Source organism: Methanothermobacter sp. (genome assembly GCF_030055435.1).
Taxonomy (GTDB): Archaea; Methanobacteriota; Methanobacteria; order Methanobacteriales; family Methanothermobacteraceae; genus Methanothermobacter.
The window spans coordinates 107,943-128,095 of the sequence record NZ_JASFYG010000006.1; the positions used below are offsets into that span (position 1 = coordinate 107,943).

At 47.5% G+C, this 20,153-nt stretch carries 24 protein-coding genes, 1 tRNA gene, 1 rRNA gene and 1 other RNA gene; 23 read left to right on the forward strand and 4 right to left on the reverse strand.

Going from position 1 to position 20,153, the window contains the following annotated elements; translation table 11 throughout:
• Nucleotides 1–211: 211 nt before the first annotated feature.
• Genes QFX30_RS07920 through mtnA form a run of 11 tightly spaced genes read left to right on the forward strand, consistent with a single transcriptional unit; the run spans nucleotide 212 to nucleotide 9,279 of the window.
• Complete coding sequence (locus QFX30_RS07920) at nucleotides 212–709, forward strand: type II toxin-antitoxin system VapC family toxin (RefSeq protein WP_300490602.1); 498 nt, start codon at nucleotides 212–214, stop codon at nucleotides 707–709.
• A 31-nt stretch (nucleotides 710–740) separates the two neighbouring features.
• Entirely contained in the window at nucleotides 741–1,862 is a 1,122-nt protein-coding gene (locus QFX30_RS07925; protein WP_300490604.1) for a DUF2117 family protein, read from the forward strand.
• A gap of 22 nt (nucleotides 1,863–1,884) precedes the next feature.
• Entirely contained in the window at nucleotides 1,885–2,871 is a 987-nt protein-coding gene (locus tag QFX30_RS07930; RefSeq protein WP_300490606.1) for a methanogenesis marker 2 protein, read from the forward strand.
• Nucleotides 2,872–2,881: 10 nt separating this feature from the next.
• On the forward strand, nucleotides 2,882–4,423 hold the full coding sequence (locus tag QFX30_RS07935) for a methanogenesis marker 3 protein (RefSeq protein WP_300490608.1): 1,542 nt from the start codon (nucleotides 2,882–2,884) through the stop codon (nucleotides 4,421–4,423).
• Nucleotides 4,398–4,844, forward strand: coding sequence for a methanogenesis marker 6 protein (locus tag QFX30_RS07940; RefSeq protein ID WP_300490611.1), 447 nt, complete (start codon nucleotides 4,398–4,400; stop codon nucleotides 4,842–4,844). The genes QFX30_RS07935 and QFX30_RS07940 overlap by 26 nt, the downstream gene beginning before the upstream one ends.
• Nucleotides 4,845–4,855: 11 nt before the next feature.
• Nucleotides 4,856–5,227: a DUF2111 domain-containing protein gene (locus tag QFX30_RS07945; protein WP_300490614.1), complete on the forward strand. Its 372-nt coding sequence runs from the start codon at nucleotides 4,856–4,858 to the stop codon at nucleotides 5,225–5,227.
• Nucleotides 5,224–5,670 (forward strand): methanogenesis marker 5 protein, encoded by a 447-nt coding sequence (locus QFX30_RS07950; protein ID WP_300490617.1) that lies wholly within the window; start codon nucleotides 5,224–5,226, stop codon nucleotides 5,668–5,670. Before QFX30_RS07945 ends, QFX30_RS07950 begins: the two co-directional genes overlap by 4 nt.
• Nucleotides 5,663–6,901: a methanogenesis marker 15 protein gene (locus QFX30_RS07955; RefSeq protein WP_300490620.1), complete on the forward strand. Its 1,239-nt coding sequence runs from the start codon at nucleotides 5,663–5,665 to the stop codon at nucleotides 6,899–6,901. The genes QFX30_RS07950 and QFX30_RS07955 overlap by 8 nt, the downstream gene beginning before the upstream one ends.
• Nucleotide 6,902: 1 nt before the next feature.
• Nucleotides 6,903–7,460, forward strand: a complete 558-nt coding sequence (locus QFX30_RS07960) for a methanogenesis marker 17 protein (RefSeq protein WP_300490623.1) — start codon at nucleotides 6,903–6,905, stop codon at nucleotides 7,458–7,460.
• Between the two features lie 6 nt (nucleotides 7,461–7,466).
• Nucleotides 7,467–8,333, forward strand: coding sequence for a FeMo cofactor biosynthesis protein NifB (gene nifB, locus QFX30_RS07965; RefSeq protein ID WP_300490626.1), 867 nt, complete (start codon nucleotides 7,467–7,469; stop codon nucleotides 8,331–8,333).
• 16 nt (nucleotides 8,334–8,349) lie between these two features.
• A complete protein-coding gene (mtnA, locus tag QFX30_RS07970) occupies nucleotides 8,350–9,279 on the forward strand; it encodes an S-methyl-5-thioribose-1-phosphate isomerase (protein ID WP_300490629.1) in 930 nt (309 codons plus the stop codon).
• A 49-nt stretch (nucleotides 9,280–9,328) separates the two neighbouring features.
• On the opposite strand, the gene QFX30_RS07975 is transcribed toward mtnA, so the two are convergent.
• Complete coding sequence (locus QFX30_RS07975; RefSeq protein WP_300490632.1) at nucleotides 9,329–10,345, reverse strand: class I SAM-dependent methyltransferase family protein; 1,017 nt, start codon at nucleotides 10,343–10,345, stop codon at nucleotides 9,329–9,331.
• 90 nt (nucleotides 10,346–10,435) lie between these two features.
• Here QFX30_RS07975 and dph5 point away from each other — a divergent pair, with 90 nt between their 5' ends.
• The gene (dph5, locus tag QFX30_RS07980) at nucleotides 10,436–11,230 is read left to right on the forward strand and encodes a diphthine synthase (RefSeq protein ID WP_300490634.1); all 795 of its coding nucleotides are present in this window, start codon (nucleotides 10,436–10,438) and stop codon (nucleotides 11,228–11,230) included.
• Here dph5 and QFX30_RS07985 read toward each other — a convergent pair whose 3' ends face one another.
• Nucleotides 11,231–11,428, reverse strand: coding sequence for a hypothetical protein (locus tag QFX30_RS07985; protein WP_300490636.1), 198 nt, complete (start codon nucleotides 11,426–11,428; stop codon nucleotides 11,231–11,233). It lies immediately after the preceding gene.
• 211 nt (nucleotides 11,429–11,639) lie between these two features.
• On the opposite strand from QFX30_RS07985, the gene QFX30_RS07990 reads away from it, so the two are divergent.
• Nucleotides 11,640–12,224, forward strand: a complete 585-nt coding sequence (locus tag QFX30_RS07990) for a class I SAM-dependent methyltransferase (RefSeq protein WP_300490639.1) — start codon at nucleotides 11,640–11,642, stop codon at nucleotides 12,222–12,224.
• On the opposite strand, the gene QFX30_RS07995 is transcribed toward QFX30_RS07990, so the two are convergent.
• Nucleotides 12,218–12,955 (reverse strand): archaeosine tRNA-ribosyltransferase, encoded by a 738-nt coding sequence (locus QFX30_RS07995; protein WP_300490642.1) that lies wholly within the window; start codon nucleotides 12,953–12,955, stop codon nucleotides 12,218–12,220. The genes QFX30_RS07990 and QFX30_RS07995 overlap by 7 nt on opposite strands.
• Before the next feature lie 233 nt (nucleotides 12,956–13,188).
• On the opposite strand from QFX30_RS07995, the gene hdrC reads away from it, so the two are divergent.
• Genes hdrC through QFX30_RS08030 form a run of 7 tightly spaced genes read left to right on the forward strand, consistent with a single transcriptional unit; the run spans nucleotide 13,189 to nucleotide 17,956 of the window.
• Nucleotides 13,189–14,142, forward strand: a complete 954-nt coding sequence (gene hdrC, locus QFX30_RS08000; protein ID WP_300490644.1) for a CoB--CoM heterodisulfide reductase subunit C — start codon at nucleotides 13,189–13,191, stop codon at nucleotides 14,140–14,142.
• 12 nt (nucleotides 14,143–14,154) lie between these two features.
• On the forward strand, nucleotides 14,155–15,063 hold the full coding sequence (gene hdrB, locus QFX30_RS08005; RefSeq protein WP_300490646.1) for a CoB--CoM heterodisulfide reductase subunit B: 909 nt from the start codon (nucleotides 14,155–14,157) through the stop codon (nucleotides 15,061–15,063).
• Between the two features lie 56 nt (nucleotides 15,064–15,119).
• Complete coding sequence (locus QFX30_RS08010) at nucleotides 15,120–15,386, forward strand: DUF749 domain-containing protein (protein ID WP_300490649.1); 267 nt, start codon at nucleotides 15,120–15,122, stop codon at nucleotides 15,384–15,386.
• A complete protein-coding gene (locus tag QFX30_RS08015) occupies nucleotides 15,383–15,907 on the forward strand; it encodes a DUF2096 domain-containing protein (RefSeq protein WP_300490652.1) in 525 nt (174 codons plus the stop codon). The genes QFX30_RS08010 and QFX30_RS08015 overlap by 4 nt, the downstream gene beginning before the upstream one ends.
• Before the next feature lie 16 nt (nucleotides 15,908–15,923).
• A complete protein-coding gene (locus QFX30_RS08020) occupies nucleotides 15,924–16,595 on the forward strand; it encodes a metallophosphoesterase (RefSeq protein ID WP_300490655.1) in 672 nt (223 codons plus the stop codon).
• Between the two features lie 52 nt (nucleotides 16,596–16,647).
• Nucleotides 16,648–17,565: a 2-phosphoglycerate kinase gene (locus QFX30_RS08025; protein ID WP_300490658.1), complete on the forward strand. Its 918-nt coding sequence runs from the start codon at nucleotides 16,648–16,650 to the stop codon at nucleotides 17,563–17,565.
• A 22-nt stretch (nucleotides 17,566–17,587) separates the two neighbouring features.
• A complete protein-coding gene (locus QFX30_RS08030; RefSeq protein WP_300490671.1) occupies nucleotides 17,588–17,956 on the forward strand; it encodes a CBS domain-containing protein in 369 nt (122 codons plus the stop codon).
• A 3-nt stretch (nucleotides 17,957–17,959) separates the two neighbouring features.
• Here QFX30_RS08030 and QFX30_RS08035 read toward each other — a convergent pair whose 3' ends face one another.
• Complete coding sequence (locus QFX30_RS08035) at nucleotides 17,960–18,934, reverse strand: inorganic phosphate transporter (protein WP_300490661.1); 975 nt, start codon at nucleotides 18,932–18,934, stop codon at nucleotides 17,960–17,962.
• Between the two features lie 145 nt (nucleotides 18,935–19,079).
• On the opposite strand from QFX30_RS08035, the gene ffs reads away from it, so the two are divergent.
• From ffs to QFX30_RS08050, 3 genes are all read left to right on the forward strand, one after another.
• Nucleotides 19,080–19,395: signal recognition particle sRNA (gene ffs, locus QFX30_RS08040), an RNA gene on the forward strand.
• Between the two features lie 46 nt (nucleotides 19,396–19,441).
• A tRNA-Ser gene (locus QFX30_RS08045) sits at nucleotides 19,442–19,526 on the forward strand.
• 355 nt (nucleotides 19,527–19,881) lie between these two features.
• Nucleotides 19,882–20,153, forward strand: a 16S ribosomal RNA gene (locus tag QFX30_RS08050); the annotation flags it as partial.

The window sequence follows — 20,153 nt, forward strand, 5'->3', positions numbered from 1 at the left end:
GTTTTAATGGACTTTACAGAAATTCATGGTAATACTTTTTTACACCTGCCCGATTATTCACTGGGCAGCTGATGGGGTGTGTCTGAGGTTCCTCCACAGGAAAAGCCCCACCTACTATTCCCCCTGCGAGGGTAAATTTATTACCATGGTTCACCAAACCTGAAAAATGGAAACTTATTATATTATAATCCCTGATTAATACGTGGTCTTCATGAAAATTATTCTCGACGCATCTGCATTCATAAATGGATACATACCTGAGGGCACTGAAAACTACACCGTGAAGTCCGTGACAGATGAAATAAGGGACTTCAAATCGGTTATGGTCCTCGAGAGGGCACTCAGTGATGGCAGACTCAGAATAATGGAACCTGACCCGGAGAGCATGAGGAAAGTGGATGAGGTCACCACCAGCTCAGGGGATGCCATGAGGCTCTCCAGTACAGACAGGGAGGTTATAGGACTTGCCGTTTCACTCAAAAAGAGGGGTAGGGTAACTGTAATCACCGATGACTATACAATACAGAACACCCTCAGAATTCTTGGAATAGAGTTCCGCAGCGTCCTCACATCAGGTATAAAGGAGACCTATCAGTGGAGAAAGATATGCACCGGATGCAGGAGGGTGTACCCTCAGGACTACCAGTTTGGGGAATGTGAGATATGTGGCTCAGAGATAAAGAAGAAGAGATACAGATCCCGCCGTTAGAGGGGATCTTGCAGGAGGCGCAGGTGATCTTATGAGGATAGGCGTGGTTGTCCATGGACCACAGATAGTTGACTCAGGATACGCAGCAAAACTCATAGATTTTCTAAAAAAATATGGAGAGGTCAGGGCAAGACTTGGGGGCACCATGGGGCGGACCGCTGTCTATGACGCCCACCTTGAGGATGTTATAGACATATCAGAGAAAAGGCTTCCAAGTGAATCGGTTGACCTATTTGCAGATGAGGGCGCCGACATTGTTGTCCTCATGAATTACGGTAAGTCCCGTATCACAGGGCACGGATTTGGATACAAGGTTTTCCAGAGATCAGAAAAAAAACCGCCAGTTGTTCAGATAGAAAGACCAGGTGAACCTGATGGAAGTGTTGTAGCATGGAAGAGGGAAGCCGAGCCATTCGCAGAAAAACTGGCATCTGAACTTGAACTTGAAATGGTGGATCCAGAGGAGGTATGCAGGGAGATCTTCCATGGGGAACCATGTGGTGAACAGAAACCTGATAGAGGGGAGTACCGGAGACTCGTGGGTGTCTCAGAGAATGAGAACATATTCGTAAATGGTATAGTTGTTGGGGTCTCAACGTCAGACGACGTAACCCTCGTCGCAGAGGATGGTGTGATCACTGAGATAATAGGGGGGAAGATAAAGAAACACGGTGTTGAAAAACTTGGAAGGGTTAACCTGAAGGATGCGGTTGTAAAGACGGGACTTCTCCGCCGCTCCGAGGTAAAACCCAGGAAAGTGAAGGTAAGGGAAAACAATAAAAAGAAGTACAGGATTTCCTTCTTAAACCATGCAGCAGAGGATATATACACTCTCCATGACTCTGACCTTGTTGTCACGGTTGGAGATGACACAACGCTAGTGGCTGCAGATATCCTCTACAGATTCGATGTTCCCATAATAGGGATAACAGACGGGGATATAGATAGGGTGGTTAAGAAGGGCTTCAAATGCGCAGATTCGATCATAATAGAGTTTGAGGAGGGATGGGACGATATAGTTGGTGAAAGAATCCACAGGGAGCTCTTCCGCGGTAAAAACACAATTGAAACCCATGATTTGGAAACTTTTAAAAGGAATTTACTACAGATTATAGATAATATAGGTGCAAGCTACACCGTGAGATACACCTAAACCGATAAAAAGAGGTGTGGAATTGGATTTAGATGATATCATCCATTCCCTTAAAAATTTTGAGGGTATAACAAGAAAAAGGCCGATAGGAAAGATAGTTTCCATTCTTAATGATGCATACAGTGTCTCAGGAAAAACACATCTCGGTTACGGTGATGACGCCTCGGCCATCAGGATCGGAAACGGAAAACTTCTTTTACTGGCAGCGGATGGAATATGGGGGCGTCTGATGGAGGCTGACCCCCACTGGGCCGGTTACTGTTCTGTGCTTGTTAATGTTAATGATATTGCAGCCATGGGCGGCAAACCCGTGGGCATGGTTAACGTTCTCTCAATTAACTCAAGGGAGACCTGTTACAGTGTAATGGAGGGTATAAGGGAAGGGGCAGAGAAGTTCGGGGTCCCGATGGTGGGGGGCCACGTGCACCCTGACACACCCTACGATGCACTTGATGTTTCAATTGCAGGTATAGCATCGGAGGATGCAATCATAACAAGCTGCGACGCAGAACCCGGCGACAGGGTTATAGTGGGCATAGACCTCGATGGAAAACCACACCCCTCATTCTTCCTGAACTGGGACACAACCACCCATAAAACACCTGAGGAGGTGCAGTTCCAGATTGAGGTGATGTCCATCATCGCAGAAAGAAAGCTGGTAACTGCAGGTAAGGATATAAGCAACCCTGGGACCCTTGGAACACTGGGGATGCTACTTGAGGCATCGGATGTGGGTGCACGGGTGGAACTGGAATCAATACCACGTAACAGATCAGTTAAGTGGGAGGACTGGCTTCGAATGTACCCTGGCTCAGGTTTTGTGCTGACAGCAAGGCCTGAAAATGCTGCTGAATGTATTGAATTACTTGAGTCTGCCGGAATAACCGCATCAGACGCCGGGGAGATAGTATCCGAAAGAAAACTCCGCTTAATCCATGATAATGAGGAAAGGATCCTCTTTGACTTTGAAAGGGACATCATAACAGGTGTGATAGAAGAAAAAATATGAGGGAGATCTGATGTTTGTTAAGGTTAATGGAGTGGAGGTTGAACTCCCGGAGGGGGCCACAGTGAGGGATGCAATCGATGCTACAGGAGCCCCCTACGTGGAAGGCGCCCTTGTGGGCCTCATAAGTGGCACAAGGGAACTTGAAAGAACAATAGACACATACCGGATCAAAACAACAGCAGGAAGCATCCTGATTGAACTGCTCCCTGAGGAAGCACCTGAAATTGTTGAAACATGGCGGAAGGTATACAGTAACCTTGAAAATCTCCGTGTAAGGTGGACAACTCCATCCGAGATTTCAATGGGACCCCTGAAAACGGAACTGGAGCCGTCAAGGAAGGAATTCTTCTACAACGAGAAAGAGGTTATAATGAGCCTTTCAGGGTTCAGCCCGGATTCAACCCACATAATAATCTCCAGGGACCCCCATTCAGCAGTATACGGCGCCCCAGCTGAGAACAGGGGCGTTTTTGCAAGGGTAACCGGTGGAGGAAGAACCATTGAAAGACTGACAGACCGCGACGTGATAAGGTCAGTTGAACCAGTTGTTGAGAGAAAAAGCATAGTTGAGAGCGCCGCAGTGACAGACCTTGAAACACCACTCGAGGACGGAAACCAGATATTCACCTACGTTAAGGTAAAACCATCCCACGAGTCCCCCCAGTCTGTTGAACACTTCTTCACAATGGTGGAGGAGGGGAAACTGAGGGTCGACTATGAGGCCAACTCATTCATAGGTTTCTACTCCCTCCAGGGAATAAAAAAGGATCCCGAAAAAATAGCAAAAAGAAACAGGGGCACAGTGACCCTTCGGAACACAGGAAGGGGCGCTGGAAGGGTTTACATATACAGGGAGGACAGGGTTTCAACACCATCCCACAACCTCATAGGACAAGTTACAGATGGAATGGAACTGGTTGATATAGCAGGGGAAGGGGACCAGATCACAGTGGAGTGCGAACCCGGCAGGATAATGACAGTCTCCATGACCCAGAAGGAAGCAGAGGAATACCTTAAACGGTACGGTGTGGAGCAGATACGGGACGGCATAATGGTTGACGATGCAATCGTTGTGACCCAGGACCCACCCTACACCATGGACATTCTTAAGGAGGGAAGGGTCAGAACAGTGGGCATAGAGGCCGATAAAATCCTGGAGGTTGAACTGGACCCTGATGCACCCAGATCCTCATGGTACTTCCGCAGACTCACGGGCCTCATCGACACACCCATCGGATCCCTTAAGGTACACTTCGCCTTCCCAGGCATGAAGGTGGTGATGTTTGAGGGTGACAGATCCCTGGCAAAGGGACTTGTACCGGAGAAAACACCTGAAAACTGCGTTAAAAAGGGCAGCATTGGCATAACAAACATGTCAAGGAGACACATAGGCATGGTTGGTGTTAGACTAGAGGACAACGATGAATACGGCCCAACAGGGGAACCATTCAACGGCACCAACATAATTGGTAGAATCACAGAGGGCCTTGAAAATGTTGAAAAATTCAAAGAGGGGGACACCGTCTATGTCCGGGAAAGAAAAAAAACATGAAGAATCAACAAGGATGATAATACTTGGGCCGTCATCAAGGCTGAGCTCATCGGAACTTGTCCAGAGGCTCCACCTCCTTGGACTGCCACTCACCATAAAATCAACATGCTATGGTGCGCTGGTGCATGGTGACAAAGACACTGTGATGGAGGCTGTCAGGAAAATACGCAGCCTCGACCCGGCTAACATATTCACAAAGGAGAGGGGATTCCCACCAGGGGACCCCAGGCGATGCAGAGGACACAGAGGGGCAGCAAGGGAGGGTTACCATCAGCTTGAAAAGGAATTCAAACTACTCGGATACGTGGGCGAGGCCCTTGAAAGGCCCCAGAAGGCCGAACCCGAAAAAAAGGAGAAGGTTTCTGTTGATGAATTCCGCAATGTAGTTGAGAGGAGTCTGAAATCTAGACAGAAAACATAGGGCTGATTGAAATGAAAATAACTTCATCATCCACTGGAGAGGAACTCAAGGAACTTGGAATGTGTATACATGAACTTGTAAGTCGTCTTCCCCTCACAATAAGGAGCCGGGAAGCAAAGGGTCTTCGAATAGAGGACGGCAAGGTGATCGATGACAGCTACACTGGGCCTGTACTTGAAAAGGTCCTTGAATCAGGAGAGATAGCAAGGGAAACACCCGAGAGGGGACCCTACAAGGGGATACCTGTGGTCGTGGTACCCCTGAAGGAGAAGGGTGAGGTTCTCTGTGCAGTGGGAATCGTTGACGCCACAAAGGGCCTCTTCACAGACATGGTTGAAATAGCCAGAAGACCCCAGGAGGAAGACAGGGGGGAATTCTATTGAAGATAGCGATATTTCCACCAAATTCACTTATACTCGCAGATCTTGTTGAAAGAAGGGGACATGAGCCCCTTGTAATCCAGAAAGAAATCAGAAAGAAGGTCACAGACCCTGAAATTGATTCACCACCCTTCAATATAACCGAGGAGGACCCGATAAAAGGCCTGAAGTACGCGGCAATTGAGGTTCCCTCAGGTGTGAGGGGGAGAATGGCAATCCTTGGACCCCTCATAGAGGAGGCGGATGCCGCCATAATAATGGAGGATGCTCCATTTGGCTTTGGATGCATAGGATGCGCAAGGACAAATGAACTCTGCGTATTCCAGCTCAGAAAGAAGGGCATACCCACACTTGAACTGAAATACCCTAAAACAAGGGAAGAGACAATAGATGTGGTTAACAGGATAAACAAATTCCTGGACGAACTGGAGGCTCAAAATGGTTAAAATAGCCCAGATTTCATGCGGAACAGAATACAGCGGTGTTCAGAAGGAAATTGAAAAGGCGGCGAGGACTTTCGGGGCCGAAATAGTAATCCCCGAGGCTGACCTTGACTACATAGAAGAGGCCTATGAAAAATTTGGGTTCAACTGTGCCAGTTCAAGCCTGAAACTCATGATTGCAAGGGCAATGTCAATCGTTGAGGGCAAAACAGATGCCGACGCGGTTTTCATAGCAACCTGCTTCAGATGCGCAGAGGGTGCCCTTGTAAGGAATGAGATAAGGAGGTTCATACAGCAGAACACAAGGCTTCCAGTTGTAACCTACTCATTCACAGAGAGAACAAAGGCTGATGAGCTCTTCATACGCATGGAGGCGCTCTCCACAATAGTGGCAAGGAAGAGCATACTTGCAAGGGAGAAACAGGAGGGCCTCACACTTGGAATCGATTCGGGTTCAACAACCACCAAGGTAGTTCTGATGGAGGATAACGAGGTCATAGGGACAGGATGGCTTCCCACAACAGATGTCCTTGGCTCGGCAGAGAAGGGCATAGAGGAGGCCCTCGCAGGTACAGGTTACACGCTGAAGGACCTTGATGGGATAGGAGTTACAGGTTACGGCAGGTTAACCATAGGAAAACATTACGGGGCCGACCTCGTACAGGAGGAACTCAGCGTAAACTCCAAGGGTGCAGTGTTCCTTGCAGACCACCAGAAGGGGGAGGCAACGGTCCTTGATATAGGTGGTATGGACAACAAGGTCATAACAGTCAACGATGGAATACCCGACAACTTCACCATGGGGGGTATCTGCGCCGGTGCATCAGGACGTTTCCTGGAGATAACAGCCAGAAGGCTTGGAGTGGAGATAGATGAACTTGGAAGCCTGGCACTGAAGGGGGACTACCGGAAGGCGATGCTCAACAGTTACTGCATAGTCTTTGGTATACAGGACCTTGTAACCGCACTTGCAGCGGGAGTTTCAAGGGAGGACGCAGCAGCCGCGGCATGCCATTCGGTGGCCGAACAGGTATATGAGCAGCAGCTCCAGGAAATAGATGTGAGGGAACCCCTCATACAGGTGGGTGGAACATCCCTTATAGAGGGCCTTGTTAAGGCGGTAAGTGATATCCTGGGCGGTATCGATGTTATCGTACCCCCATATTCACAGCACATAGGCGCAGTTGGAGCGGCCCTCCTTGTTTCTGGAATGAAAGACGTCAGTGAGGGTTAAAATGGGGATAAATGTTGAGTGCTATGACCCCAGGGGTGCAGAGGTCTATGAGATAATAGCCCGCCAGGTTCTCCAGGATCTCCAGCTTGCAAGGGCAGTTGATGACCTGAGAATATGGGTTGATCCCAGAGAGCCGGTCTTCATCATAGCGGTTAAGACACAGAAGACCTCTGAGCCGATTTACCTTGAGGACATGGCTGAGATGGAGGTTGATAAGGTCACAGGAGCAGTCCACCTGAGGATAAGGGACGAGACGTACCTTCCACAGCTACTTGAAAGGCTCTGGGAGACACAGGGACGTGGCAGGGTACGGCAGCCATCCCGCTTTGAGGTGGTGATTGAGGACCCCATCTCGGATATCAGTGGAATGACGGTCCACGACCCCTCAATGAACCTGAAGAAGAGGGTCTACGATGCAATATTCCGTATAATACCAGAGGGATTCCGGGTTATAAGGGACCTTTCAGAGGATAACATAATAGCCCTTGTATGTACCGATGAGGTGCTAAGGGATGAATGGATTTTAAAGGCCAGGGAAATAATAGAGGATATGAGGTGAAAAAACATGCCTGAACAGAGACAGACACGCTTCGCCCACATAACAAAGGCCCACCCCTGCTTCAATGAGAAACTGCACGACAGGGTTGGAAGGATACACCTGCCCATCGCACCCCGCTGCAATATCCACTGCAAGTTCTGCACAAGGGATATAAGTGAATGCGAAAACCGGCCAGGGGTCACTGCAAGGATAATGACCGCTGATGATGCAGTAAAACACGTTGAGAGGGTTAAGAACGAGATGCCCATAAGTGTAATTGGGGTTGCAGGGCCCGGCGATGCCCTTGCAAATGAGGAGACCTTTGAGTTCTTCAAAAAGGCCAGCAAGAAGTTTCCGGAGCTCCTAAAATGCCTCAGCACCAATGGTCTGCTTCTTCCAGATAAGGCTGATGAACTTGCAGAAATTGGTGTTAACACAGTCACAGTAACCGTGAACGCCATTGACCCTGACATAGGTGAGAAGATATACTCCTTTGTTATCTACAAGGATAAGGTCTACCATGGAAGGGAGGCCTTCGAGGTTCTCTCAAAGAATCAGCTTGAGGGTATAGAGAAACTTGCAGAGAAGGGGATCATTGTTAAGGTCAACAGTGTACTCATACCTGGCCTCAATGATGAACACATAGTTGACATTGCAAGGGAGGTTAAAAAGAGGGGAGCCTCCCTCATGAACGTCATACCACTCATACCGATGGGCGAGATGAAGGACTACCCACGGCCAACCTGTGAGGAGATCGAGAGGGTAAGGAACGAGGTTGAAAAGATAATACCCGTATTCAGGGCATGCACACAGTGCAGGGCAGACGCCTACGGTATTCCAGGTAAAAAGGGCGCTGACAGGCACCTTGACATGACACCAGCAAGCCACTACTGAAAATCCCGTGATAACCATGAAGACACTGGAATGGAAGGACAACCGACTCATCCTTATAGATCAGAGAAAACTTCCCGATTCACTGGAGTACTTTGAGTGTGAAAACTACCGGGACGTCATATACGCAATAAAAAACATGGTTGTAAGGGGCGCACCGGCCATTGGGGTGACAGCAGCATTTGGAGTTGCCCTGGCAGACCTTGCAGGAGAGGACACTGAAAGGGCTGCAGAGGAGATAAGGTCATCAAGGCCAACCGCAGTGAACCTTTTCTGGGCAGTGGACCGTGTAATGAAATCCGGGTCCCCACTTGACGAGGCCCTGAAGATCTACAGGGAGGATATGGAGACCAACAGGGCCATAGGGGCTCACGGGGCCAGCATAATCCAGGATGGCGATACAATCTTAACCCACTGCAATGCAGGCGCCCTTGCCTGTGTTGACTACGGCACGGCCCTGGGTGTTGTGAGGGCAGCCAGGGATCAGGGAAAGAATATAACCGTTATATGTGATGAGACAAGGCCCGTGGGACAGGGTGCCCGTTTGAGTGTCTGGGAGATGCAGCAGGAGGGCATACCCGTTAAACTGATAGCGGACGTTGCAGCGGGATACCTAATGCAGAGGGGAATGATAGATAAGGTTATAATAGGTGCTGACCGTGTGGCAGAGGGTGGCGTGGCAAACAAGATAGGGTCACTCATGGTTGCACTCTCAGCAAAACGGTTCAATGTACCCTTTTACGTTGCAGCACCCCTCAGCACCTTTGACAGGGAAAATTCAATTTATGATGTCGAGATAGAGGAAAGGAGTCCCGAAGAGGTCCTCTATTATGGGGGCTGCAGGATAGCCCCGGAAAATACCGAGGCCATCAACCCGGCATTTGACATAGTACCCTCTGATCTTATAGACGGCATCATAACAGAGAATGGTATAATGGATCCCCTCTGATTTCAGCTATTGTTTTATGATTAATGGGGTATGCTGAATCGTTCTGATCTCACAACTTTTTTATTCTTGCATCGATACCAATATGCCACACACCTGGACTCCTTGACTTCACCCTTCTCCTATCCAGGATCTCCACTTTGAAGGGTGCCGCGGCGTCCCTCAGGCGTTTTACAGGGGTTTCGAAGTCCCTTGAAAATTCATAGTAGTGTATGATGCCCCCATCCCTGACAGCCCGAATGGCGTCATCAAGAAATTCGCAGGCAGTTGCTGGGAGATTCATGATCACATGGTCTGCAAAGCACTCCTTATCCTTCAGGAACTCCCTCACATCACCCTCAACAGGGACTATGATATCCTCTGCCCGGTTCAGACGGGCATTTTCCCTGATGTAACCGACAGCAGCGGGGTTTATATCAACCGCGTATACCCTGGATGCCTTCCCATGCCTTGCAACTGCAACTGCAAAGGGCCCGGCACCTGCGAACATGTCAAGGACAACCTCCCCCTCCTTCACCTGTCTGGCAACGATTTCCCTCTCATTTGCAAGCCGGGGGCTGAAGTACACACTCCTTATATCAACCTTTATACGGCTTCCGTACTCCCTATGGACGGTTTCAGATACCGGAGAACCTGCAATGAGCTCAAGTTTCCTGGTCCTTGTAACACCCTTCACCCCACTCCTCTTCATGTACACGGCACTCCGTCCTGTGAATTTAAGGGCGGCCTCACCTATCGCATGCCTGTAGTCATGGAGCTCCTCGGGTATTTCAAGGATAACGGTATCACCTATTATATCAAAGGACCGCCTGATGGATGCAAGCACGTCCTCAGGGATCCTGGATTTCAGCATATCAGTAAGACTTCTCGGGGAGCGTTTACTTCTCTCAAAAACATCATCTATGACCTCAACATCATCAAATTCCCCTGCAACCCCGGCGTCGATCACCGGTATGTAAACATGGCTTTCATCCCTTTTTATCCTGTAATCCCTGTTCAGGAGAGACCTCTCACTTAAAATTCTGATTACGTCATTGGCCTTTTTCTTCGGAACCTTTAAACCCTTCATGGTGAACTTCCTGTTACAGTTTAAGCCACTTATATACTGGTTTTTTCTGAAACATTATTATAACGTTATGATATTATGAGAGGGTGAGAGATGCTTTACATAATTGGACTTGGACTTTACGATGAAAACGATATATCAGTTAAGGGTCTGAAGGCCTTAAAGGCCTGCAGCAGGGTTTACGCCGAATTCTACACCGCAATCCTTCAGGGGGCCAGTTTATCTGCAATTGAGGAATTAACCGGTAAGGATATAGATATACTGCGCAGGGAGGAAATTGAGGAGGAAAGGATACCACTTGTTGAGGCAGAAAAATCCGATGTTGCACTCCTCGTCCCGGGGGACCCCCTCGTTGCAACCACCCACACAGAACTGATCCTTGATGCAAGGAGGAGGGGCATAGAGACAAGGGTCATTCATGCATCATCAATAATATCCGCTGCACCCGGCCTTGCAGGGCTGCAGGCCTACAAGTTCGGGAGGATAATCACGGTACCATTCACATCGGAAAATTACTTCCCAACATCCCCCTACATTAATATAAAGGATAACCTTGAGAGGGATTCCCATTCACTGGTGCTCCTTGATATAGAGGCCCATAAAAGGAGGTATATGACTGCAAATGAGGGCCTTGAATACCTGCTGAGGGCATCAGAGAAACTTGGTGATGAGACAATCAATGAAAAAACCCTGGCAGTTGTAATTGCAAGGGCCGGCTCTGAAAGGCCCTTAGTGAGGGCCGATGCAATATCCTCACTTCTTAATGAGGACTTTGGGGATCCACTTCACTGCCTTATTGTTCCCGCTGGACTCCACTTCATAGAGGCTGAGTACCTTGTTGAGGTTGCAGGCGCGCCCCGCCGCATTGTGGAGGGAATGATAATCTGATTACCTTAGGAGGTATTCGCACTTTTCAACATTCTGCAGGGGTATTATTATCTCCTTTTTACCGAACTCCCTCTCAGAGAAGCTCACCAGTATAAAGCACTTCTCCTTATCAACCTTTATATTTTCCACCCCAAACTCCCCCCTCTTGAAGTGGTGCACCGTGCCATTTGTCATGGTAAGCTCCATCTTTTCTATCATATTAATACACCATTTAATAATTCTCTCCGGGCGTTTATTTATAGGTGCCCTTGGATCTGAACATCACAAAGCACTGTATGATTTTCATTGGCGATCCGTTTTGATCATGTTTGGTTAAGGCACTTGATGATGCACAATCAAGGTTAATGAGATTCGCAGGGAGATCGTGAAAATTTTATCATATAAAAAAAGAGATAAGTATGGTGTTAACATGCCCCGTAAGATCCATGTGGGTGGCGGTAAATCGACAAGGGACCTCATAGATGCTAAAAAGCTCATTGAGATGCTTCCATTGAAGGCCGGGGACACATTTCTTGATGCTGGCTGTGGTGATGGATTTATTTCACTTGAAGCAGCATCCGCTGTTGGTGATGAGGGAAGGGTCATCGCGGTTGATGTATACCCAGAATCAGTTGAGAAACTGAGGTCCAAAATGGGCAGAGGGAGTAACATACTACCTCTTGTTGCCGATATAACCCATAGACTGCCGGTTCCTGATAGAACAGTTGACGTTTACTTCATGGCCAACGTTTTCCATGGGATAGTGGTCAACGGCGAGGTTGAACCACTGATGGCCGAGGTCAAAAGACTCCTCAGTGGGACTGGAAGGCTGGTTGTGGTTGATTTTAAAAAGGTAGCGGGAACACCGGGACCGCACATCGATCTAAGGCTATCTGAGGATGAGGTCATAGAGATTCTTGAAGGCCATGGTTTCACTGTGGAGTCCGTGGGAGGTGCTGGACCCTACCATTATATTATAATAGCGGTGCCGGGGCACTGGAAACCCCATCAGTAGAGGGGGGTGTACTTCTGGAGGAATTCCTGCATTTCATGGTCCAGTGTTCTGAGTGCAGACATGTTCTGGGGTGAGGAGGCGGCACGCTCCTCGACGAGGTTTCTCAGTGTACCATTCTTTATGTGTTCACGGACCTCCCTTAGCACCAGATCCAGTGTCAGCCTGTTCCTTTCAATCAGTTCATCTTTACTGTAACTACCGAGCCGGTAGGTGTCCAGGGGATAGGTATGGGTTTCGGTGAACAGAACATTGATCATACCATAGAACTCTGCAGCGGCATCTGAGAACACATCCACACCCATATACGCGAGGAGGGGGATGAAGGCTGGAGGGGAGAATGTTGAACATAGCATGGTTTCGGGTTTTATGGCCTCACGTATTCCAGTCAGAATCCGAACCATCTCCATGGGTCTCCGGAGCAGTTCATCCATATTTGCCACTATGAGTTTCCTGAAACCGATCTCCTCAAGTTCAAGGGCGCACCTTACTCTGAGGTCAGTGTAGCGGGATCCATGTATGAATGCGTATTCTGAATCAGATTCAGAGGCCATCTCCAGGGTTTCAGTGACCCCCCACTCTGCGATTTCCCGGGGTACATTGTGTGGGATGGTTTCGTATGGGGCGATTTCCATCTTTTCATACTTTACAAGTAGGGGAGTTTCAGAATCTCCGAGAAGACCCAGCCTTGCGGGTCCGTCATGTAATTTTATCTGGTATCCAGTCTTGCTCATTGCTTACACCGTCTGTTACTTACTTGGAGTCAGGGATTACTTAACCATTACAGTCTTGCTCGTTGCTTGCACCGTCTGTCACTTACCGGTATCTTAGGATACAATCCTCAGGTGTCACCTTAAAGGTTACACATCGGCAAATTTTAGGAATCTTTATATACCCATAAAAATCACAGTCTAATAAGAAAATTCTGAGGTTTGCTAACCAGGGATCTTTCAGGGTGTGAAAAACAATGTCAGTTCTAAAACGCCTAAAAGAAATGTTGATGGGTGAGAAGAAGGAAGAGGACAGTAAAGCAGGGGAGCCAGAGAAAACGGAGACATCAACAGAGTCCACCAAACAGGAAGAAAAACCTCAACCTCAAGAAAAACCTTCAGATGAACCCTCTGTATCTGCAGAAACAGAAAAATCAGAGGAACCTCAAAAGCTTGAAGAACCTTTGGGGGCCTCTGAGGAAGCATCAGCTGAAGAACCTGAAACTGCAGATGTTGAGGAGGGTGAATCTGAAGAACCTGCTGAAACCTCCCGGGAGGACGGGGAGGTAGTTGAGGATGAAGACTCTTCGGAGGATTCTGATTCTGAAGAAGAATCAGAGGAGGAAGAGGAGAAAAGCGAAAGGAGTGATATAATGACTCTACTGCAGAGAGAAGAAAACATAATCAGAAAGGGTAATATTGACAAGGAATTCTCCGAGAAAATAAAGGCTGCCGGCGGTGAGAGCCTGGAATACTGTTTCCAGTGTGGTACATGCACAGGATCATGCCCATCTGGAAGAAGAACCCCTTACAGGGTAAGACAGATAATAAGGAAGGCTAATGTTGGATTAAAGGATGAAATAATCTCAGACCCAACCCTCTGGATGTGCACAACATGCTATGCATGCCAGGAAAGGTGCCCACGTAAGGTCAGAATCGTGGATGTCGTGAAACTTGCAAGGAACGAAGCAGCCAAAGCAGGCTTCATGGCACCAGCACACAGGGCAGTTGGATCATTCGTTATAAAAACAGGCCATGGAGTACCAATCAACGACGCAACAATGGAGCTTCGAAAGGCTGTCGGTCTTGGAGAACTACCACCAACAACACACCAGTTCCCTGAAGCACTTGAAGAGGTTCAGAAAATCATCAAGGCAACAGGCTTTGACCAGTTAATAGGCTACAACTGGGAAACAGGTGAACTTGAATAAGGAGGAATGCAAATGGAAATCGCATACTTTTTAGGATGTATCATGAACAACAGGTACCCTGGAATTGAAAAGGCAACAAGGGTTCTATTCGATAAACTCGGTATTGAACTGAAGGACATGGAAGGAGCATCCTGCTGTCCAGCACCAGGGGTATTCGGTTCATTTGATAAAACAACATGGGCCGCAATAGCAGCAAGGAACATAACAATTGCTGAGGACATGGGCGCGGACATCATGACCGAATGTAACGGATGCTTCGGTTCACTCTTCGAGACAAACCACCTCCTCAAGGAAGACGAGGAGATGAAGGCAAAAATCAATGAAATCCTCAAGGAGACTGGAAGGGAATACAAGGGAGAAATCAACGTCAGGCACTTTGCTGAAATACTGTACAACGATGTTGGACTTGACAAACTCTCAGAACTCGTCGAAAAGCCCCTCAACCTCAACGTTGCAGTGCACTACGGATGCCACTTCCTCAAACCAAGTGATGAGATAAACATAGACAACCCTGAAAGGCCAACGATACTGGATGAAATTGTTGAGGTAACTGGCGCCAAATCAGTTGAATACAAGGACAAGATGATGTGCTGCGGTGCCGGTGGTGGAGTGAGATCAAGGGACCTGGACGTTGCACTTGACTTCACAAGGGAAAAACTCACAAACATGAAGGAAGCAGGTGTTGACGCAATAGTAAACGTCTGCCCATTCTGCCACCTCCAGTTTGACGTTGGTCAGATGGAGATAAAGGAAAAATTCGGCGAAGAATTTGACATTCCGGTACTTCACCTCGCACAGCTGCTTGGACTTGCGATGGGTCTTCCAAAAGAGGACCTTGTGGTTGACGCCCACCAGGTATGCGTGGACGAGTGCCTTGAAAAGCTCGAGGAACTCGACCGCCTTGCACCTGGAAGCGGTTAAGACCCAATTATTAATTTTTTTCGGGGATTTAGAGTCCCATAAAGTGAGGTGTTTTTTTGTTTATAGCTACTTTAAAGGGAATATTCACTTTGAAGGATCTTCCAGAAGAATTCAGACCCTTTGTGGAGTACAAGGCGGGCCTTGAAAAGAAGGAATTATCTGATGATGACGAGGTGGCCATACTATCCATCCGGGGCACACAGAGCAATCATGTGCTTATCCTCAGCTCCTACAGTAGTGTTGAGGAGATCCGAAAGGAACTTGAAGAAGCGGGTGCAAAGATAAACCATACAACCCTAAAAATTCTGGAAGGACATCTATGACATTACCTGTTGAACAGACATGGTTCGTGCTTGTTGAACTCCTGACAGACCTTCGAAAGAGGGATGTTGATGTTCCAGTGGAAATTACAGAGGACATAAGGCTTGTTAGGACGTCAATAAATTTCTATAAATCAGATACAGAGAACCCTGAGATGATCAGGGAGCTTAAGAGAATAAATGATATGCTCAACTCAATCCAGGAGAAACTCCTTGAACTTGCAGAGTCAGTGGCCCCTGATTACCCTGAGAAATGGATTGAAAAATTAAAGAGGGCCTCAAGGGGTGAGGAGATTCACAAACCCCCTGAAACAAAGTCAAGGTTCATTGTTGGCGCCCCACCGGGATTTGCAGCTGCAAGAGTGCACCTCAAGGAACCAATAGCCGAGGATAGGGTTCAGGATATTGCCGAAACCCACAGCCTTATAATTGAATTTGAAGAAGACGATCTTATAGCCGTTTATGGCGATTCAGAGGATGTAAAAAAGGGTTTAAAGGAAATAGGCTCCTTTTTCAGGGATTAATGGAGCGTGGTTTTTTATGAAAATTCTCGCTGTAAGTGATCTTCATGGTTCAAACATACCTGAACTTCACAAATTTATAGAAGATAACAGGGTTGACCTAATTGTTGTTGCGGGTGACATAACACACTTCGGGCCTGTGGAACTCGTTGAGGAGCTCCTTAATGACCTGGCATCCCATAACATCCCTGTTATTGCTGTACCCGGTAACTGCGATCCCCATGGGGCTGTAGCTAAAATAGAAAACTCAAAGGCTGTGAATATTCATGGAAGATCCATTAACATTAAGAATATATCGATATGTGGCCTTGGGGGTTCAAACCCGACACCGTTTAACACACCCCTTGAACTGGAAGAGGATGAAATAAAAGCAGAACTGAATGATCTCATGAAAAATCCTGGTGAAGGGGATCTCCTCATTCTTGTAACCCATGCACCACCACATGGAACATCACTTGATAGGATTCCCTCTGGGGATAATGTTGGAAGCAGGGGAGTGAGAGATGCTATAGAAAGACACCGGCCCTCCCTGCACATCTGTGGCCACATCCATGAGTCCCCTGGAGTGGACTATATAGGTGAGACCATCGTTGTCAATCCGGGACAGCTTTCAGATGGCAGAGCAGCCCTCATTGAAATTGAAGAGGATGGATCTATAAATGCTGAAATTTTAAATCTGAGATCCAGTTAAATATATAAAAACTGGATTTCAGATTATGGCAAGTTCTTTTTGAGGTGAGACCATGATCATGGTTCAGGGAGAAGTAAGCGGAAAAAAATACACGGAGCCCTTCTCCAAGGGCGTTCTGGCACGTTCACTTACCAGGGCAGAGATGGACCCCAACAAGGCATATACATTTGCTTCTAGAATTGAGGCTCACCTTAAAAAGAATAATGTAGATGTCATAACAATAGAGGAACTCGTTGATGTGGTCTCAGAGCACCTGAAAAGGGAGGATCCTGAGGTAGCAGAGAAGTACATGCTCTGGAGACGAATAAGGCAGTGCAAGGAGCCCCTGATAATACTCATAGGGGGGGCCTCCGGGGTTGGAACATCATCAATTGCATTTGAGGTTGCAAACCGCCTTGGCATAAGGAACATGATAAGCACCGACATGATAAGGGAGGTAATGCGTAAAATAGTCTCGAGGGAACTTCTCCCGTCCATTTATGAATCAAGCTACACAGCTTACCAGTCCCTCAGAATACCCCCACCACCGGAACTTGACGAGGTCCTAATTGGATTCAGGGATCACGTGGACACTGTGAGCATCGGTGTGGAGGCTGTAATTGAGAGGGCCCTCACAGAGGGTATAAGCATAGTGATTGAGGGTGTGCATATAGTCCCTGGGTTTATAAGGGATGACCTCATAAACAAGGAAAATGTTGCAATGTTTGTACTCACGGTTTCAGATGAGAACGTCCATAAGGGAAGGTTTTATTCACGTTGCAGACAGATGTGGGCCAGGAGGCCACTTAAAAGGTATATAAGTTACTTCTGGGCAATAAGAAGAATTCACAGATACATTGAAAGCCAGGCAAAAAAACACAACGTGCCTGTTATTGAGAATATAGATGTTGTAACCACGATAGATTCAATTATAAAATCACTGACAAAAACCAGTGTTAAGGGAGGAGAGAAAGGTGCTGAAAAAACTTAATGAAGTTAAGGTTAAGGAAGTAATGACGACGGATGTTATAACAGTTGAACCATCTGAAGACGTGGTTTTTGCATTTGAAAAACTGATGAAGCACAGGATAAGCGCTCTCCCCGTCATTGAGGAGGGAAAACTTGTTGGAATTGTAACCGCCTCAGACCTCGGCCACAACCTGATACTTGACAACTATGAGCTCGGCACAAGAGTGGGAGAGGTCATGGTGAGGGATGTTGCCACTGTGGCCCCGGATGAGACACTTGGTGATGCCATTGAGAAGATGAATGACTACTCATCGGATGAGGGAATAATAAATCAGCTTGTTGTCGTGTTTGATGGTGAAATGGTGGGGATAATTGCGGATGGGGATATTATAAGGGCCCTCAAAAGCCTTTAATGTTCATATAAAGGCTGTGATAGTATAAATTGCAGCTGATAGGATGACGCATGTGGGTATCGTAACTATCCAAGTGTATGCTATGTGCCTTATTACGTCATATTCGACCGTTGATGTCCCATGTGCAACCCCAACGCCTATCACCGACCCCACAAGGGTCTGTGTTGGCGATACGGGCATACCATAACCCAGAAAGAGATAAACGATAAATGATGCTGATAGCTGGGCTGCAAAGCCTCTACTTGGTGTGAGATCTGTTATTCTTCTCCCAATTGTTTCTGTCACCCTGTTACCAGCCAGCAGAATTCCTGAAGCAAGCCCAAGAGCCCCCAGTATTCTGATCCAGTATCCACCAGCATAACCAGTCGCAAATATAACACCTGTTGCGACTGCTATATCCACGGCCCCAAGGTTAAGGGCTGAAAACGAGGAACTCAGTATCTGAAGATATGAAAATACCTTTTCGAGCCGGTCTCGCATACCCATACCCTGAAGTGGTTTTATTAAAACCCTTCTGATGGATTTGTAGATTACGAATCCTGTGAAAAAACCTGCAATCGGTGACATAATCCAGCTCAGCACTATGAAGCCAATAACATCTGTTCTCATGTTCTGAATGCCGATACTTGCTATTCCAGCACCAATAACTGAACTTACAATGGCATCAGAACCTGAAATGGGTATTTTTTTTATGATGGTGAATGTTATCCAGATTGATGATGTTAATGTTATAACAAGGACTGTTCTGGGATTAAGGAGTCCCTGGGGGATTATCCCTTCACTTATTGTTTTTATGACGCCCCCACCAAGGAAAAGCGCCCCAACTGATACAAAAAATCCCCCCAGCAGGAGGGCATTTTTCATCCTGAGAGAACCACTACCGACAGCGGTACCCACAGAGTTACCTATATCGTTTGCGGCAATATTGAAGGCCATGTATAGGCTCAGAATGAGACTAATTGCTATGAGCGTGTCCATGGAATTAATATGAAATGTTAGTTTAATTAATTTACCACTTATTTATACCACTGCACTGTGCATTATGGTTAAGGATACATTCCATGAGATGCAGGGGATTGATATGTCCATAGAAACATTAAAATACTACTTAGTATAATGGATACAATGGGCTAGACCGGAGGGTTAGGGGTCCTCTGTAAGCGCAAATCCCCTATACGGCGCGGTCGAAGTTCAGGGGGCGGCTGATCGACTGTTTATCGGCCCTGCTGATTGGTGTCGAAGCCTCGTCCCGCAGGATCAGTGGTGATGGGGCCCTGACTGGAGGGTCAGGGTAAACCATCTTAGTCATGGGAACGGGTCAGGCCTGGAAAGGAGCAGCCCTACCATGGACAGCTGATGCTTGCGGATTAACGGGGTGGAGCCAGTCAGCGGGATCACCGGTAGATGGAAGGTCTGTCAACCCCTGAACGTGCCCACCCATGTAACGAAAAACTTATAATGCTGAACACAGATAGGTTTAAGTAGGCCGGGGTGGCCCAGTCTGGTACGGCGTTGGCCTGCTAAGCCAATGATCCTTTGGATCGCGCGGGTTCAAATCCCGTCCCCGGCGTCTTTAATGATTGATTTCAGTCTGCTTTTTTTCTTTTTTGAGATTTATATTCAATCATGGTTGTCGAACTTCTCAATTATCTCCTACCACCACTTTGCAATTTTTTCGATTTTGTTTGTGTTTGGTGGGGGGCTGTGTACTGGGTGTGCCATGGTTTGTCCAGTGGCGCGGGTTCATGAGTTAACCATGAAGGCTTGCTGTGATTGACCCGGTTCATAACCATGGTAAACATATCACGATCATGATAGCCGCAATTAACAATTGCGGTTTGATGCAGGGATAGGAAAATGAATGTGGCAGGAGCTAGTGGTGAATTCCCACCCAGCCAGATCCTCCCCCATGTTCAACTCCTTTAAGTCCGTTTGATCCTGGCGGAGGCTACTGCTATTGGGGTTCGATTAAGCCATGCAAGTCGAACGAACCTTGTGTTCGTGGCGAACGGCTCAGTAACACGTGGATAACCTGCCCTTGGGACCGGGATAACCCCGGGAAACTGGGGATAAACCCGGATAGGTGATGCGGCCTGGAATGGTGCTTCACCGAAACACCCTTCGGGGTGCCCAAGGATGGGTCTGCGGCCGATTAGGTAGTTGGTAGGGTAACGGCCTACCAAGCCCATCATCGGTA